This is a genomic window from Streptomyces lavendofoliae, from assembly GCF_014649735.1.
GTDB classification, from domain to species: domain Bacteria; phylum Actinomycetota; class Actinomycetes; order Streptomycetales; family Streptomycetaceae; genus Streptomyces; species Streptomyces lavendofoliae.
In genome coordinates this window covers 59,591-76,090 of record NZ_BMTP01000004.1, presented here as the reverse complement: position 1 = coordinate 76,090, position 16,500 = coordinate 59,591, and the positions used below count along the sequence as shown (strand labels likewise).

The 16,500-nt window shown below is 73.1% G+C and carries 16 protein-coding genes; 5 read left to right on the top strand and 11 right to left on the bottom strand.

Going from position 1 to position 16,500, the window contains the following annotated elements:
* Positions 1-246 precede the first annotated feature (246 nt).
* From IE109_RS08775 to IE109_RS08750, 6 genes are all read right to left on the bottom strand, one after another.
* The gene (locus IE109_RS08775; RefSeq protein ID WP_189550215.1) at positions 247-1,872 is read right to left on the bottom strand and encodes a DoxX family protein; all 1,626 of its coding nucleotides are present in this window, start codon (positions 1,870-1,872) and stop codon (positions 247-249) included.
* Positions 1,873-1,967: 95 nt separating this feature from the next.
* Positions 1,968-2,918: a 23S rRNA (guanosine(2251)-2'-O)-methyltransferase RlmB gene (rlmB, locus tag IE109_RS08770; RefSeq protein ID WP_189550214.1), complete on the bottom strand. Its 951-nt coding sequence runs from the start codon at positions 2,916-2,918 to the stop codon at positions 1,968-1,970.
* Between the two features lie 63 nt (positions 2,919-2,981).
* Positions 2,982-4,379: a cysteine--tRNA ligase gene (gene cysS / locus IE109_RS08765; protein WP_189550213.1), complete on the bottom strand. Its 1,398-nt coding sequence runs from the start codon at positions 4,377-4,379 to the stop codon at positions 2,982-2,984.
* A 45-nt stretch (positions 4,380-4,424) separates the two neighbouring features.
* Positions 4,425-4,913: a 2-C-methyl-D-erythritol 2,4-cyclodiphosphate synthase gene (ispF, locus tag IE109_RS08760; protein WP_189550212.1), complete on the bottom strand. Its 489-nt coding sequence runs from the start codon at positions 4,911-4,913 to the stop codon at positions 4,425-4,427.
* Positions 4,903-5,640, bottom strand: coding sequence for a 2-C-methyl-D-erythritol 4-phosphate cytidylyltransferase (ispD, locus tag IE109_RS08755; protein WP_189550211.1), 738 nt, complete (start codon positions 5,638-5,640; stop codon positions 4,903-4,905). Before ispD ends, ispF begins: the two co-directional genes overlap by 11 nt.
* 271 nt (positions 5,641-5,911) lie before the next feature.
* Positions 5,912-6,394, bottom strand: coding sequence for a CarD family transcriptional regulator (locus tag IE109_RS08750; protein ID WP_003953493.1), 483 nt, complete (start codon positions 6,392-6,394; stop codon positions 5,912-5,914).
* Positions 6,395-7,033: 639 nt separating this feature from the next.
* Between IE109_RS08750 and IE109_RS08745 the strand changes: the two genes are divergently transcribed.
* A complete protein-coding gene (locus tag IE109_RS08745) occupies positions 7,034-7,720 on the top strand; it encodes a DUF461 domain-containing protein (RefSeq protein ID WP_189550210.1) in 687 nt (228 codons plus the stop codon).
* A 127-nt stretch (positions 7,721-7,847) separates the two neighbouring features.
* Here the strand turns inward: IE109_RS08745 and phoP are convergent, their stop codons facing one another.
* The gene (gene phoP, locus IE109_RS08740) at positions 7,848-8,528 is read right to left on the bottom strand and encodes a two-component system response regulator PhoP (protein ID WP_064067557.1); all 681 of its coding nucleotides are present in this window, start codon (positions 8,526-8,528) and stop codon (positions 7,848-7,850) included.
* Positions 8,525-9,751, bottom strand: coding sequence for a two-component system sensor histidine kinase PhoR (gene phoR, locus IE109_RS08735; RefSeq protein ID WP_189550209.1), 1,227 nt, complete (start codon positions 9,749-9,751; stop codon positions 8,525-8,527). The genes phoP and phoR overlap by 4 nt, the downstream gene beginning before the upstream one ends.
* A 201-nt stretch (positions 9,752-9,952) precedes the next feature.
* On the opposite strand from phoR, the gene phoU reads away from it, so the two are divergent.
* Both phoU and IE109_RS08725 read left to right on the top strand, forming a co-directional pair.
* Positions 9,953-10,633: a phosphate signaling complex protein PhoU gene (gene phoU, locus IE109_RS08730; RefSeq protein ID WP_064067559.1), complete on the top strand. Its 681-nt coding sequence runs from the start codon at positions 9,953-9,955 to the stop codon at positions 10,631-10,633.
* Between the two features lie 141 nt (positions 10,634-10,774).
* Entirely contained in the window at positions 10,775-10,924 is a 150-nt protein-coding gene (locus IE109_RS08725) for a hypothetical protein (protein WP_189550208.1), read from the top strand.
* Positions 10,925-11,077: 153 nt separating this feature from the next.
* On the opposite strand, the gene IE109_RS08720 is transcribed toward IE109_RS08725, so the two are convergent.
* The gene (locus tag IE109_RS08720; protein WP_189550207.1) at positions 11,078-11,839 is read right to left on the bottom strand and encodes a phosphoglyceromutase; all 762 of its coding nucleotides are present in this window, start codon (positions 11,837-11,839) and stop codon (positions 11,078-11,080) included.
* A 116-nt stretch (positions 11,840-11,955) separates the two neighbouring features.
* Between IE109_RS08720 and IE109_RS08715 the strand changes: the two genes are divergently transcribed.
* Entirely contained in the window at positions 11,956-13,254 is a 1,299-nt protein-coding gene (locus IE109_RS08715) for an MDR family MFS transporter (RefSeq protein ID WP_189550206.1), read from the top strand.
* 137 nt (positions 13,255-13,391) lie between these two features.
* Here the strand turns inward: IE109_RS08715 and IE109_RS08710 are convergent, their stop codons facing one another.
* Positions 13,392-13,880 carry a type III secretion system chaperone family protein gene (locus IE109_RS08710; RefSeq protein WP_189550205.1) on the bottom strand — a complete coding sequence of 163 codons (489 nt, stop codon included), beginning with the start codon at positions 13,878-13,880 and terminating at the stop codon, positions 13,392-13,394.
* Positions 13,873-15,252 (bottom strand): D-inositol-3-phosphate glycosyltransferase, encoded by a 1,380-nt coding sequence (gene mshA / locus IE109_RS08705; protein WP_189550204.1) that lies wholly within the window; start codon positions 15,250-15,252, stop codon positions 13,873-13,875. The genes IE109_RS08710 and mshA overlap by 8 nt, the downstream gene beginning before the upstream one ends.
* A gap of 283 nt (positions 15,253-15,535) precedes the next feature.
* Between mshA and IE109_RS08700 the strand changes: the two genes are divergently transcribed.
* Positions 15,536-16,351, top strand: a complete 816-nt coding sequence (locus IE109_RS08700; protein WP_189550203.1) for a class I SAM-dependent methyltransferase — start codon at positions 15,536-15,538, stop codon at positions 16,349-16,351.
* The last annotated feature ends 149 nt before the right edge of the window (positions 16,352-16,500 follow it).

Below are 16,500 nucleotides of genomic sequence, written 5' to 3'. Positions count from 1 at the left end.
GGGGCCCGGCGGGCCGCCCCGGCCCCCCGACACGCGCCCACAGCCGTCGGGGCCACCCGAAGGCCCGGCGCCCGCGCCGAGCGCGGCAGTGCGCGTCCTGCGGTACGGGCATGGGCGACAGCGGCGGGCAGGGGCGTACCGCACGGCAACGCGGCGGGACCGCCTCGGGGATGGGAGGAACCGCGCCGGGGACGGGAAGAGGGGCGGGCACCGCGTCGCGGTGCCCGCCCCTCCCGGTGGGGGCCGTCAGCCGAGCAGGCCGCCGATCGGATTGCGGTTGCCGCCGGTGGTCGAGCCGCCGTCGTTGCCGCCCGAGCCGCTGCCGCCGCTCGTGCCGCTGTCGTCGCCGCCGCCACCGCCGCCGGTGCTGCCACCGGTGCCGGAGCCGCCCGTGGATGTCGGGCCGGCGCTGCTGGTCGGCGGGGGCACCGGCTCGGACTGCTCCGGCTCCTCCTGGCCGGTGCCCTGGGAGGCGGTCGGCCGCTCCTCCTGGACGCGCTCCTCCTCCGGGACGGTCTCGGCCGGGGAGGACGTCTCCTCCTCGGCGGTCGGGCCGGTGGTCGCCGACGCGGAGGGCTCGGGACTCGGGGAGGACTCCCGGGCCGACGGCACGCGCTCGCTGGGCTCCTCGGGGAGCGGACGGCCGGGCAGGTGGTTGGTCGGGTCGTCGTTCGGTCCGGGGACGGTGACCATCTCCGTGGACCGTACGGCGCCGCCGAGCACGGAGCCGATCAGCAGCGTCAGGCCGACCACGACGGTGGCGACGACCACGCCGCGCCGCAGTACCCGGCGGCGCAGGTCCCACAGCGCCGAGCGCGGGCCGAGGGTGCGCCACGCCTCGCCGGCGAGGCGTCCGTCGATGGAGTAGACGGGCGCGCCGGCGATGATCAGCGGCGACCAGGCGGCGAGGTAGATGATGTCGGGCGCGTCGTAGACGGGGACGGTCTTCCAGCTGACGGTGAGGATCAGGGCGGCGGACAGCACCGCGCCGAACACGGCGGCGACCCGCTGCCAGAGTCCCAGCACCGTGAGGACGCCCACGATGACCTGGGCGAAGGCGACGGTCAGGCCGGCGCCTACGGGGTGGGCCAGGGCGAAGTCCCGCAGTGGTTCGGCGAGGGCCCAGGGGTGGAGGGAGTTGAGCCACTTGACCATGGAGCCGCGTTCGCCGCCGTCGAAGTAGACGGGGTCGCAGAGCTTGCCCATGCCGGCGTAGATGGAGATGAAGCCGAGGAACACGCGCAGCGGCAGCAGGACGACGCCGAGGTTCATCCGGCGGCCGGGGTAGTACGCGTGCCGGTGGGCGGGGCCGGTGTACGCCCCGTCAGCCGGGCGGCCGGCGTCACGGGCGTCGGTGACGCCGTCGTCGCGGCCGTGGCGGCGGTCGTCGCCCCCGTACGGATCGGCGTAGGAGTCGGCGTACGGGCCGGGCTGCTCGTCGTAGGCGCTCTCCGCCCGGCGCATGGGAGGCAGCAGCGGCGGCGCGTCGGGGCCTCGTCCGCCGCCCCCGACGACAGGGGTCGGCATGGTGTCGTCGAGGCGCGGGATGACCTGGGTGGCCCCGGCGTCGATCGTGCCGACGGCCGTGGATTCCCGCACGGCCTGGAGCAGCCCGGTGGCGCCGGGGTCGCCGGGCGAGGACTTCCCGCTCCAGACGACGGGCGCGCGCCGCCGGGCAACCGCGCCGGTGGCGCCGCTCATGGCGGGCACGCGGGCGGGGCCGGCCGACCGGGGCTTGTTCACCGGGGCGAGCTGCACACGGAAACTGGCGTGGTTCACGATGACCTGCGCGGGATCGCAATCCACCTTGACCATGCTCAGCGCAGGCTGATCGTCGAAACCGGGCCGGGGCGTTCTGGTGTCCACACTCATCTAACCGAGTGACGTGGGGTTAGGACACTGCCTTGACGGCCGGGAAATGTCCGAGACCCGTCAAGATCATGACGGGTCCCGGAAACGGTGCTCGGTCAGGCGCGGCGGCGGGCCGCCTCGTACAGCACCACACCGGCGGCGACACCGGCGTTGAGCGACTCCGCGCCGCCCGGCATGGGGATGCGCACCAGGTGGTCGCAGGTCTCGCCGACGAGGCGGGACAGGCCCTTGCCCTCGCTGCCCACGACGATGACGACCGGGCCGCCGAGCGCCCCCAGCTCGCCGACCTCCATGTCACCGTCGGCGGCCAGGCCGACGACCGTGATGCCGGCCTTCTGGTACGCCTCCAGGGCGCGGGTGAGGTTGGTGGCGCGGGCGACCGGGGTACGGGCCGCGGTGCCCGCGGCGGTCTTCCAGGCGCCGGCGGTCATCCCGGCCGCGCGCCGCTCCGGCACGACCACGCCGTGGCCGCCGAAGGCGGAGACGGAGCGTACGACGGCGCCGAGGTTGCGCGGGTCGGTGACGCCGTCGAGGGCGACGATCAGCGGGTCCTCGCCGTTGTCGAAGGCGACCGCGGCCAGGTCCTCGGGGTGGGCGTACTCGTAGGGCGGGACCTGGAGGACGAGGCCCTGGTGGTTGAGGCCGTTGGTCATCCGGTCCAGCTCGGCGCGCGGGGCCTCCATGAGGTTGATGCCGCCGCGGTCGGCCGCGAGCTTCAGCGCGTCGCGCACCCGCTCGTCGTTGTCGATGAACTGCTGGACGTACAGCGTCGTCGCCGGTACGCCGTCGCGCAGCGCCTCGAAGACCGGGTTGCGGCCGACCACCATCTCGGACAGGCCCTTGCCGCCGCGGCGGGCCACCTGGCGGCGGTGCGCCTGCTTGGCCTTGGCGTTGGCGACGCGGTTCTTCACATGGCCCTTGCGGGCGGACGCGGGCGGCGTGGGGCCCTTGCCTTCCAGGCCCCGGCGCCGCTGGCCACCGCTGCCGACCGTCGCGCCCTTCTTGTTGGACGTGCGGCGGTTCCTGCGCTGGCTGTTCCCGGCCATGACTTACCTGCTCTGTCGATGCGTGTCGTACATACGTGTATATGAAGTGTGCCAGCGCCGCGCTCAGCGCGCGCCCAGCGTCCAGCGCGGCCCGTCGGGGCCGTCCTCGATGACGAGCCCGGACTGGCCCAGCTGGTCGCGGATGGCGTCGGCCGTGCTCCAGTCCTTGCGCGCCCGGGCCGCCTCGCGCTGGTCCAGGACCATGCGTACGAGGCTGTCCACGACGCCGTGGAGGTCCTCGCCGCGGTCGGTCTCGCCCGCCCAGTGCGGGTCGAGCGGGTCCAGGCCGAGGACGCCGAGCATGGCGCGGACCTCGGCGAGGCGCGCCACGGCGGCTTCCTTGTCGTCGGCGGCCAGCGCGCTGTTGCCCTGCCGGACGGTGGTGTGGACGATCGCGAGCGCCTGCGGGACGCCCAGGTCGTCGTCCATCGCCTCGGCGAAGGCGAGCGGGACCTCGGCGGCCGGCTCGACGGGCCCGGCCTTCTCGACGACCCGCTGGACGAAGCCCTCGATGCGGGCGAAGGCGGACTCCGCCTCGCGCAGGGCCTCCTCGCTGTACTCGATCATGGACCGGTAGTGCGGGGTGCCCAGGTAGTAGCGCAGGACGATGGGGCGCCACCGCTTGACCATCTCGGAGACCAGCACCGAGTTGCCCAGCGATTTGGACATCTTCTCGCCGCTCATGGTCACCCAGGCGTTGTGCACCCAGTAGCGGGCGAACTCGTCGCCGTACGCCTTGGCCTGGGCGATCTCGTTCTCGTGGTGCGGGAAGATCAGGTCGATGCCGCCGCCGTGGATGTCGAAGGCGGAGCCGAGGTACTTGTGGGCCATGGCCGAGCACTCCAGGTGCCAGCCTGGGCGCCCGCGGCCCCACGGCGTCTCCCAGTCGGGCTCGCCGGGCTTGGTGGCCTTCCACATGGCGAAGTCGCGCGGGTCGCGCTTGCCGGTGATGCCTTCCTCGGTGGGCTGGCGCAGGTCGTCGATGTCCTGGTTGGACAGCGCCAGGTACTCGGGGAAGGACCGGACGTCGAAGTACACGCTGCCGTCGGCCTCGTACGCGTGGCCGCGCTCGACGAGGCCGCGCATCATCTCGATCATCTCGGGGACGTGGCCGGTGGCGCGCGGCTCGTAGGTGGGCGGCAGGCACCCGAGGGCCCGGTAGCCGTCGTTGAACGCGCGCTCGTTCTCGTACCCGATCGACCACCAGGGGCGGCCCTGGTCGGCGGACTTGGCGATGATCTTGTCGTCGATGTCCGTGACGTTGCGGACGAACGTCACCTCGTAGCCGCGGTGGGCGAACCAGCGGCGCATGATGTCGAAGTTGAGTCCCGACCGGATGTGCCCGATGTGCGGGGCCGCCTGCACGGTGGCACCACAGAGGTAGATCGAGACGCAGCCCGGCGTGAGCGGGGTGAAGTCGCGGACCTGCCGGGCGCTGGTGTCGTACAGACGAATAGTCACCACTCCAGAGTAGTGGGCCGGTGCCAGTGCCCCGTGCCCCAGGTGCTACGGGGCGCCGCGGACGAGGAGCGCTGTGGCGACGGCCGCGAGACCCTCGGCGCGCCCGGTCAGTCCGAGGCCGTCGGTCGTCGTGCCGGACACCGAGACGGGAGCGCCGGCCGCCGAGCTCAGCGCCTTCTGGGCCTCATCGCGCCGCTTGCCGATCTTCGGGCGTACGCCGATGACCTGGACGGCGATGTTGCCGATCTCGTAGCCCTCGGCGCGGACGATCCGGGCGGCCTCGGCCAGCAGCGTCACCCCGGACGCGCCGGACCACTCGGGGCGGGAGGTGCCGAAGTGGGCGCCGAGGTCGCCGATGCCGGCGGCGGAGAACAGCGCGTCGCAGGCGGCGTGGGCGGCGACGTCGCCGTCGGAGTGGCCGGCCAGGCCGTACTCCTCGCCCTCCCACAGCAGGCCGGCGCACCACAGCTCACGGCCGCGTTCGAAGGCGTGGACGTCGGTGCCGATGCCGACGCTGGGCAGGCTAGAAGCCATCGTTGGCCCTCCTCCGGGCGAGAACCGCCTCGGCGAGCACGAGGTCGAGCGGGCGGGTCACCTTGAACGCCTCCTCGTGGCCGGGCACGACCACGACCGGCTCGCCGAGCCGCTCGACCATGCTCGCGTCGTCGGTGACGTCGTCGGTGACGGTGGCGTGGGCGCGGACCAGGGTGTCGCGGGCGAAGCCCTGCGGGGTCTGCACCGCGCGCAGGGTGGCGCGGTCGGGGGTGGCCAGGACCGGCTCGGGCTCGCCCTTCTCGCGGGGCTCGACCCGCTTGACGGTGTCGGCGAGCGGCACGGCGGGCACGACGGCGACGGCCCCGTCGCGGACGGCCTCGACGACCGCGTCGACGGTGTCGACGGGCACGAGCGGGCGGGCCGCGTCGTGGACGAGGACGGTGGCGACGTCGTCGGGCAGCGCGTCCAGGCCGAGGCGGACGGACTCCTGGCGGGTCTCGCCGCCGGGGACGACCAGGTAGTCGGTCCTCTCGGGCAGCGCGTGCGCGTCGAGGAGGTTCTTGACCTCGGGCGCGCCGTCGGGCGGGGCGACCACCACGACGAGGGAGACCGCGCGGGAGGCCGCCATGGCGCGGACGGCGTGGATGAGCATGGGGGTCCCGTTCAGCGCGCGGAGCGCCTTGGGGGCGCCAGGCCCGAGCCGTACTCCGCGGCCGGCCGCGGGGATCACCACGGCGGTACGGGCGGGGGGTGCTGCGTCTGACATCGGTTGCACTCCGGCAGGTTTGTCGACTCGGCCGATCTGGGTATGGCCTCTGCTGGGCGGCGCGACGCCTCGGCCGGGACCCTTCCGTGACCCCGGGCGAGTCGGGTGCGCCGGCCGCCGGGCAGGGCCCGTGCGGGCTTCAGCCGGACATGGAGCTGGACATGCCGCAGCGCCCGGCGACATGGCTGCTGTTCACAGCATGTCAGCGGGCACCGCGGCATCGCTTCACATCAGCTACGCGTCACATCGGCCACCGGCCGCGTGGGACGCGTCAGGACGCGAGGACCTCGTCGAGCAGGGCCTCGGCCTTGTCCTCGTTGGTGTTCTCGGCGAGTGCGAGCTCACTCACCAGGATCTGGCGCGCCTTGGCGAGCATGCGCTTCTCTCCGGCGGAGAGACCGCGCTCACGCTCACGGCGCCACAGGTCACGCACCACTTCGGCGACCTTGATGACGTCGCCGGAGGCGAGCTTCTCGAGATTTGCCTTGTAGCGACGGGACCAGTTCGTCGGCTCCTCGGCGTACGGCGCGCGAAGCACCTCGAAGACCCGGTCCAGTCCGTCCTGACCGACCACATCGCGCACGCCGACGAACTCCGCGTTGTCCGCTGGCACACGAACCGTCAAGTCGCCCTGGGCGACCTTGAGCACCAAGTAGGTCTTGTCCACGCCTTTGATCTGGCGAGTTTCGATGGCCTCGATCAGCGCGGCCCCGTGATGGGGATAGACCACGGTGTCGCCAACCTTGAACGTCATGTGACAGGTACCCCTTCCGTGGCTATCCAGGGTAACACGGATACGGCTTCTTCTGAATGGCGTTTTCGCAGGTCAGGGCATATCTCGGGGCTTGACAACAGCGACAGGAACGTGCTGCGCGGGGCTTCCCGGAGGGGGTATCCGCAGGTCGGAGCGGCTGCGCGGGCAGCCGGAAACGACCGCGTCACACCCGTCGGTGCGCGGCCCTGACGGGCGAATCATCCCGTTTTGCCGGGTTCCCGGAGGTGAACTTCCCGTACTCCGTTCGGCCGCCGCTCACCCGTACGGACGGCAGTCCCGACGATTGTCGAAATTGACGGGCGCGGCCCGCGCGGTGAACCCCGGAGCTTGATCGGGAGGGCTTTTCCCGGGGAATGCGGGAGCGCACCGGAATTGATCAAGAGGGGTTATGTGAACGCGGTGCGAAGAACCGCCGGGCGGCGGACGCGCCCCGGAGGCCGCCGAGCCCGACGGCGGACTGGGGCGGGTCGGGTGCGGGGCGGGGTGGAGGGGTCGGTAACCTGAGCGCGACCGATCCCCGGCCCGTCTCGCAAGGCCGGACCGGGGGCCGGCCGCACAGCCGGTACCACCAGACCGTGCCCGTCCCTCCGTCCGTACGTCCTAGGAGTTGCCGCCGCCGTGAGCCGCAGCCTTCGACGCGGCGCCCTCGCCGCCACCGCCATCGTGTTCTCGATCGCCTCGCTCTCCGCCTGCGGTGCGGGCAACGACGCCCAGACCCTCGGCGTCAGGCCGGACAACGCCGCCACCTCCGTCGGGACCGTCAAGGTCCAGAACGCCGTGGTGATCACGCAGCCGAAGCTGGACGCGGAGGGTCCCGCCGTCGTCTCGGCGATGCTCTTCAACAACGGCGCCAAGGCGGAGACGCTGGAGGCCGTCGAGCTGCCCGGCTCGAACAGCCCGGTCAAGCTCACCGCCGCGAGCGGCTCCGGCCCGATCACCGTTCCGGCCGGCGGCTCCGTCCTCCTCGGCGGCAGGGGCAACGCGTCCGCCGTGATCGAGAAGGGCCGCGAGGCGGCGAAGGACGGCGCCGCGCAGGAGGTCGTCTTCAAGCTCAGCGAGACCGGCGACGTCAGGCTGAAGGCCCTCGTCGTCCCGGCGAGCAGCTACTTCGCCGGCTTCGGCCCGGACGAAGTGCAGCAGCGGCCCGCGGAGCAGCCGTCGTCGACCCCGCCGGCGCCGCCGTCGGGCGCCCCGACCGGCAGCCCCAGCGGCTCCCCCGCCGCGCCGGACGCCCCCAACGAGGGCGACCGGGCCCCGGAGGCCCCGTCGGACTCCGCCTCGGCCTCGCACGGCGAGAACCACTGACGTACGCCTGGAACGCCAAGGGGGCGCCCCACCGGCCGGTGGGGCGCCCCCTTGGCGTTCTCCGTGCCCGCGCGGCGGGCCGGCGGGGCGGCTCCGCGCCGTCCTCGGCGGCGGGCCGCCGGGCGGTCTACGGCTCGAACTTGTAGCCCAGGCCCCGGACCGTGACCAGGTACCGGGGTGCGCCGGGGTCGGGCTCGATCTTGGCGCGGAGGCGCTTGACGTGCACGTCGAGCGTCTTGGTGTCGCCGACGTAGTCCGCGCCCCACACCCGGTCGATCAGCTGCATCCGGGTCAGCACCCGGCCCGCGTTGCGCAGCAGCATCTCCAGCAGGTCGAACTCCTTCAGCGGCAGGTCGACCTTGCCGCCCGCGACGGTCACCACGTGACGGTCGACGTCCATCCGGACCGGCCCGGCCTCCAGGGCCGCCGGGGCGACCTCCTCCGGCTCGCCTCGGCGACGCAGGACCGCGCGGATGCGGGCGACCAGCTCGCGGGACGAGAAGGGCTTCGTGACGTAGTCGTCCGCCCCTATCTCCAGTCCGACGACCTTGTCGATCTCGCTGTCCTTGGCGGTCACCATGATGACCGGGACGTTCGACCGGCCGCGCAGCTGGCGGCAGACCTCGGTGCCGGGCAGGCCGGGCAGCATGAGGTCGAGCAGGACGAGGTCGGCGCCGTTGCGCTCGAACTCATCCAGCCCCTCGGGCCCGGTGGTCGCCACGGCGACTTCGAAGCCTTCCTTGCGGAGCATGTAGGACAGGGCGTCGCTGAAGGATTCCTCATCCTCGACGACGAGCACTCGGGTCACGGAAGGACCTCCGGGGCTGTGAGCGGTTCGATGGTGGTGTGGTCGTGGGAGGACCGGCTGGAGCGGTCCCGTCCGGTGCCGGCCTCGGGGAGGCGGAGAGTGAACGTGGAGCCCTGACCCTCGGTGCTCCATACGGTGACCTCCCCGCCGTGCGAGGCGGCCACGTGCTTGACGATGGCGAGGCCCAGTCCCGTGCCGCCGGTGGCGCGGGAGCGGGCCGGGTCGACGCGGTAGAAGCGCTCGAAGATGCGCTCCTTGTCCTTGTCGGGGATGCCTATGCCCTGGTCGGTGACGGCTATCTCGATGAGGTCGCCGCCGGGCGCGGTGACGCGGCGGGCGGCGATGCCGACGCGGGTGTGGGCCGGGGAGTAGTTGACGGCGTTCTCGACGAGATTGCCGAGGGCGGCGGCGAGCTGGCCGCGGTGGCCCCATACGTGCAGGTCGGCGGTGCCGCCCGCGGCCATGGTGATCTGCTTGGTGGAGGCGGGCTGCCGGGAGCGGTCGATGGCCTCGGCGACCAGTTCGTCGACCCGGACCGGCTCGGCGTCCTCCAGCGGGTCGTCGTTCTGGACCCGGGAGAGGTCGATGAGTTCCTGTACGAGGTTGGTCAGGCGGGTCGCCTCGATCTGCATGCGCCCGGCGAAGCGCATGACCGCCTCGGGGTCGTCGGAGGCGTCCATGACGGCCTCGGAGAGCAGGGAGAGCGCGCCGACGGGGGTCTTGAGCTCATGGCTGACGTTGGCGACGAAGTCCCGGCGTACGGCTTCTATGCGGCGGGCCTCGGTGAGGTCCTCGACCAGGAGCAGGACGAGGCGGGAGCCGAGGGGGGCGACACGGGCGGAGACGGCGAGCGCCTCGCCGCGGCCGGTGCCGCGCCGCGGGAGGTCCAGCTCGACCTGGCGTATCTCCCCGTCACGCCGGGTGTCGCGGGCCATGTGGAGCATCGGCTCGACGGCGAGCTTGCCGCCGCGGACGAGCCCGAGGGCGTACGCCGCCGAGCTGGCCTTGACGACGGAGTCGCCCTCGTCGAGGACGACCGCCGAGGACCGCAGTACGGACAGGACCGTGTCCACGCCCGGCGGCAGCACCGCGTCGGTGTGGAGGGAGGTCCTGGTGGGCCGCGCCTGGTCGCGCTCGCTCCACCGGAACGCCAGCATGGCGATCACGCCGGTACACGCTCCGGCGATCGCTGCCAATGCGGCGACCGCCGCGTTCACGTCCATGAGTCCAGGTTATGCGGGTGCTCGGACACTCTCCCAGCCGTCAGGGGGCGACCTCGGACAGTCGTCGCCCAGAGTTCACCAAGGGGAAAGTGACGGTTCACTTGTGGGGGAGGCCCCGGACTTTTTGCCCTCCGACCGTGTGAGCGTGGGGGTCCGAGCCCCACCCGGACTCCTGTTTGCCGTAGTGAGAGAGGGACATCCATGCGGGACGCGTACCACGAGGAACTGGACTCGATCGGCGAGAGTCTGGTCGAGATGGCCCGGCTGGTCGGGTCGGCCGTCGGGCGCGCCACGACGGCGATGCTCGACGCGGATCTGAAGCTCGCGGAGGCCGTGATCGCGGCCGACCAGAAGGTCGACGACCTTCAGCACGAACTGGAGGCCCGGGCGATAGCCCTCCTGGCGCGCCAGCAGCCCGTCGCGACGGACCTGCGGATCGTGGTGACCTCGCTGCGGATGAGCGCGGACCTGGAGCGCTCCGGCGACCTGGCGCAGCACGTCGCCAAGCTGGCCCGGCTGCGGTTCCCCGACGCGGCGGTGCCGCGGGACCTGCACGCCACCATCCTGGAGATGGGGCAGCTGGCGCAGCGCCTGATGGCGAAGGCGGCGGAGGTCATCATCACCAAGGACGTCGACCTGGCGCTCCAGCTGGAGCACGACGACGACGAGATGGACCGGCTGCACCGGACGCTGTTCCAGCACCTGATGGACGACCGCTGGAAGCACGGCATCGAGACGGCGGTCGACGTCACCCTGCTGGGCCGCTACTACGAGCGCTTCGCCGACCACGCGGTGTCGGTGGCCAAGCGGGTCGTCTACCTGGTGACGGGCGAGCACGCCGACGAGCTCCAGCAGTCGGAGGCGCCGGTGGAGGGCGCGTAGGCGGCGCCCGGCGGGGTCCAGGCCGAGGGCGCGCCGGGGGGCGTTCGCACCTCAGTGCGCCGTTGATGCGCCCTGGTGACTGGGCATGCAATGGGGAGAGGCGACGTACGCCTTGGAACGTACGCCTTCGAGGAGGGACCCATGGCAGATACGCCCATGACCGACCCCGCGCAGGAAGTACCCGTCGAAGTGCTCCGCCTGCCCGTGCTGGGGGCCTGTGGCTGCGGCTCCGGCTGCGGCTGCGGCTGCCAGTCGGGCGCACCGTGCCAGTGCGGCGGCTGCTGCGGCTGACCGGCCGGGCGTGCCACGCCGGGCCCCGTCCACCTCGGTGGACGGGGCCTTCGGCGTCACGAGGCCCGCGCCGGGCCCGGAGTGGGCCCTCGACAGAACGGAACCGCCCCTGACCGGCACGCGTTCGCGCAGGTCAGGGGCGGGTGGCTGTCGCTACTTCTTCTTGCCCTGGTTCTTGACCGCCTCGATGGCCGCCTTGGCCGCCTCGGGGTCCAGGTAGGTGCCGCCCTTGACCAGCGGCTTGAAGTCGGCGTCCAGCTCGTAGGAGAGCGGGATGCCGGTCGGGATGTTCAGGCCCGCGATGTCCTCGTCGGAGATGCCGTCCAGGTGCTTGACCAGGGCGCGCAGGCTGTTGCCGTGGGCGGCGACCAGGACCGTGCGGCCGGCCAGCAGGTCCGGGACGATGCCGTCGTACCAGTACGGCAGCATGCGGACGACGACGTCCTTGAGGCACTCGGTGCGGGGGCGCAGCTCCGGCGGGATCGTGGCGTACCGCGCGTCGCCGGCCTGCGAGAACTCGTTGTCGTCGGCGAGGACCGGCGGCGGGGTGTCGTAGGAGCGGCGCCACAGCATGAACTGCTCCTCGCCGAACTCGGCGAGCGTCTGCGCCTTGTCCTTGCCCTGGAGCGCGCCGTAGTGCCGCTCGTTCAGGCGCCAGGAGCGGTGGACCGGGATCCAGTGGCGGTCGGCGGCCTCCAGCGCGAGCTGCGCGGTGCGGATGGCGCGCTTCTGGAGGGAGGTGTGCAGCACGTCGGGGAGCAGACCGGCGTCCTTGAGCAGCTCACCGCCGCGGACGGCCTCCTTCTCGCCCTTCTCGGTGAGGTTGACGTCCACCCAGCCGGTGAACAGGTTCTTCGCGTTCCATTCGCTCTCGCCGTGGCGGAGGAGGATCAGCTTGTACGGTGCGTCGGCCATGCGTACGAGATTAATGGACGCGATGACACTTGACGGCTCCCGTCAATCCAGTGGATCCCCCGGGCAGGGGCCCGTAATTTTCGATCACCGGTTCAGCCACTTACGGGGGGTCACGCATGTCCATCACCGCGCTCAGACGGGCGGCCAGGGAGAGTGTCGCGGGCCTGCCGCGGGCGTTCTGGTGGCTGTGGGTCAGCACCCTGATCAACCGGCTCGGCGCCTTCGTCGCGACCTTCATGGCCCTGTACCTGACCCTGGACCGCGGCTACTCGGCCTCGTACGCCGGTCTCGTCGCCTCGCTGCACGGGCTCGGCGGCGTGGTGTCGTCGATCGGGGCGGGGGTGATGACCGACCGGCTCGGCCGGCGTCCCACTCTGCTGATCGCACAGGTGTCGACGGCCGTCTCGGTCGCCGTGCTCGGGTTCATGCAGCACCCGGTCGCCATCGCCGCGGTGGCGTTCGTCGTCGGTGCCGCCTCGAACGCCTCGCGGCCCGCCGTGCAGGCGATGATGGCCGACATCGTCCGGCCCGAGGACCGGGTGCGGGCGTTCTCCCTCAACTACTGGGCGATCAACCTGGGGTTCGCCGTCTCGGCGGCGGGCGCCGGTTTCCTCGCCGAGTACAGCTATCTCGCCGGCTTCCTCGGCGAGGCGGTGCTGACCCTGACCTGCGCGGTGCTCGTGTTCCTCCGGATTCCCGAGTCCCGTCCCGTGCACACCCCGGCCGCCGGCGGGAAGTCCGCGGAGCCGGTCACGGGCATGGGGACCGTGCTGCGCGACGGGCGGTTCATGGGTGTGGTGGGCCTGTCCTTCCTCGTCTCGCTGATCTTCCAGCAGGGTTACGTCGGGCTGCCCGTCGCCATGGGCGCGGACGGCTTCGGCGCGGCGGACTTCGGACTGGCCCTGGCGGTGAACGGCGTCCTCATCGTGGCGCTCCAGATCCCCGTCACCCGGTACATCGAGCACCGCGACCCGCGACGGCTGCTGATCGTCTCGTCGCTGCTCGCGGGGTACGGGTTCGGGCTCACCGCGTTCGCCGGGTCGGTGGCCGCGTACGCGCTCACCGTCTGCGTCTGGACGCTCGCCGAGATCGTCAACGCCCCTACCCAGACGGGTCTGGTGGTGCGCCTGTCGCCGGTGCACGGGCGTGGCCGCTACCAGGGCGTGTACACGATGTCGTGGTCGGTCGCGGCGCTGATCGCCCCGCTGATGTCCGGGTGGACGATCGACCGGTTCGGCGCGGAGTGGCTGTGGGGGGCGTGCGCGGTCCTCGGGACGGCGGCCGGGCTCGGCTACTGGCTGCTGATGCGCAGCCTGCCGGAGGAGGCGGACGCGGACGCGGACGCGGTGAAGGGCCGGGAGACGGCCCCCGTGCCGGCGTCGGCGTCGGCGCCCCGGGAGGCCGTCGGCGCCTGAGAGGGCGCGCTCGCCGCGTGGGGGTTCCGGGGCCGTACGGTCACGGGGGTGCCGTACGCCCCGGTCACGCGCGTGGCGGGCGGCGGGCGGTGCGCACGGGTGAGGTCCCGCGAGGGGACCGGGTCACCGGACCGGGGTCACTTCTCCGGGCGGGTCAGGTGGCTGAAGGCGTCCAGGTTGCGCGTGGACTCGCCGCGCGAGACCCGCCAGGCGTACTCCTTGCGGATCGCCGTCGCGAAACCCAGCTCCAGGAGCGTGTTGAACGCGCCGTCCGCCGCTTCCAGGACCGAGCCGAGCACCCGGTCCAGCTCCTCCGGGGTGACCACGGAGAGCGGCAGCCGGCCGGTCAGATAGATGTCGCCGAGTCCGTCGACCGCGTACGCCACCCCGTACAGCCGCAGGTTGCGCTCCAGCAGCCAGCGGTGGACGGCCGCCTGGTTCTCGTCGGGGTGCCGGATCACGAACGCGTTCAGGGACAGCGAGTGCCGGCCCAGGCGCAGTGACAGCGTGGTGGACAGCTTGCGCGTACCGGGAAGGGTGACGACGTACGAGCCGGGCTCCGGGGACTCCCAGGTCAGCTCGGCGTCGGTCAGCGCGGACTCGATGATCTTCCGGGCGTCAGCCATGACGTGAGCGTACGGCACGGCGGTGTTCGTGCATGGCCGCGGTGTACACGTCCGCCGTCCCCGCCGCCGCCGTGTCCCAGCCGAAGGATCCGGCGTGCCGTGCCGCCGCCGCGCCCAGGCGGTCGGTCAGTGACGGGTCGTCGACGAAGCGGCGCAGCGCGACCGCGTAGTCAGCCGGGTCGTGGCCGCGCACCAGGTAGCCGGTCGAGCCGTCCCGTACCGCCACCGGCAGCCCGCCCACCGACGCGGCGACGACCGGGGTGCCGGCCGCCTGCGCCTCGATGGCGACGAGCCCGAAGGACTCGCTGTACGACGGCATGACGAGCACCGACGCCGCCCGGAACCAGTCGGCGAGCCGCTCCTGGCCCACGGGCGGGTGGAAGCGCACCACGTCGGCGATGCCCAGGCGCGCGGCGAGCTTCTGCAGGCCCTCGGGCCTGGCGAGCCCGCTGCCGCTGGGTCCGCCGACGACGGGGACGAGCATCCGGGACCGCAGGGACGGGTCCTCGTCCAGCAGCCGGGCGGCGGCGCGCAGCAGGATGTCGGGCGCCTTCAGGGGCTGGATGCGCCCGGCGAACACGGGGATGAACGCGTCGGCGGGCAGCCCCAGCCGGGCGCGGGCGGCGGCCCGTCCGTCGGCCGGCCGGAACCGGTCGAGGTTCACGCCCGGGTGCACGACGGCGACTTTCGCGGGCTCGGCCTCGTAGAAGCGGACCAGCTCGTCCGCCTCCCCCGCGGTGTTGGCGATCAGCCGGTCGGCGGCCCGCACGATCTGGGTCTCGCCGATCACCCGGGCCGGGGGCTCGGGGGTGTCGCCCTCGGCGAGCGCCGCGTTCTTGACCTTGGCCATGGTGTGCATGGCGTGCACGAGCGGGACGCCCCACCGCTCGGCGGCGAGCCAGCCGACATGACCGGAGAGCCAGTAGTGGGAGTGGACCAGGTCGTAGTGGCCCGGCCGGTGGCCCGCCCAGGCCCGCATGACGCCGTGCGTGAAGGCGCACAGCTGCGCGGGCAGCTCCTCCTTGGCGAGCCCTTCGTAGGGGCCGGCGTCCACGTGCCGGACGAGGACGCCGGGCGACAGCTCCACGGCCGGGGGCAGCCCGCCGGTGGTGGCCCGGGTGAATATCTCGACCTCGATGTTGATCGCCGCGAGGCGCTCGGCCAGCTCGACGATGTAGACGTTCATGCCGCCCGCGTCGCCCGTGCCGGGCTGGTGCAGCGGGGAGGTGTGCACGCTGAGCATGGCGACCCGGCGCGGCACCCGCGCCCTGCCGGGCAGCCGGAGCCGGTGCGACGAGGGCAGCCGGTGGGGTCCGGCGGTCCGGTGCGGCCCGGCCAGGGTGCCGGCGAACCGGGACACGTACTGGCTCACGTCGGCAGTCCTTCCGCTGTGCGGGCATGGCAAGCGGAGGACACGCCCGCGCCTGTGCGTACGGCCCTCCCGTCAGCGACAACAGCGGACCGGGCCGCCGCATTTCCGCTTTGCCAATTCATTACGCGCGCGTGACGACGCCCGCGCGCGGGCCGACGCCGGCCGCAGGGTGCGCCGGGGCGGCCGCGCGTGCGGTGCGCCGGGGCGGCCGCGCCGCGCCTCCGGGAGACGGCGCCACGCGTGTGTGGCGGGCGGGCGTCCCGTACCGCTTACCCTCGTCCCCATGGCCCCGCGCACCACCCGCCCCGCCGGGACCCGCCCCGTCGGCACCCCGACCCGCGGGACCACCAACCCCAACCGCCTGCGCCGCATGGACCGCTGGATCGCCGCCGCGCACGGCGCGGAGCTGCGCCGCGGCGAGCGACCGCCCACGGCGGTGGACCTCGGGTACGGGGCCGCCCCCTGGACCGCGGTGGAGCTGCTGCACCGGCTGCGCGGCGACGCCGACCCCCGCGTCCGGGTCGTGGGTGTCGAGATCGAGCCGGCCCGGGTGGAGGCGGCCCGGCCGTACGAGCGCGACGGGCTGACGTTCGTGCACGGCGGCTTCGAGGTGCCGGTGGACGGCTCCCCGGCGCTGATCCGGGCGGCGAACGTGCTGCGCCAGTACGACGAGGACGAGGTCGCCGCGGTGTGGGCGCGGCTGTGCGCGCGGCTCGCGCCCGGTGGGCTGCTGGTGGAGGGGACGTGCGACGAGATCGGGCGGCGTCACGTGTGGGTGGCGCTGGGGCCCGAGGGGCCGCGCACGGTGACGTTCGCCACGCGCCTGGGGTCGCTGGAGCGGCCCTCGGACCTGGCGGAGCGGCTGCCGAAGGCGCTGATCCACCGGAACGTGCCGGGTGAGCCGGTGCACGCGTTCCTGCGGGACTTCGACCGGGCGTGGGCGGCGGCGGCGCCGTACGCCTCGCTGGGTGCCCGGCAGCGGTGGATCAGGACGGCGCGGGACCTGGCGGCGGACTGGCCGCTGGAGGACGGCCGGCGGCGGTGGCGCCAGGGCGAGGTGACGGTGCGCTGGTCGGCGCTGGCGCCGGGCGCGTACTGAAGGCGTGTGCGGAACCGGCTCGCCGTGAACCGGCTCGTCCCGAACGGAACGCTTCGCGCCGGACCTTCGTCCCCTCCCTGTGGGCGCGACCCTGTCGTTTTCGCCACCGCCGTGGCACCATCTCGGTCGACACCCAAAGTTACTGACGG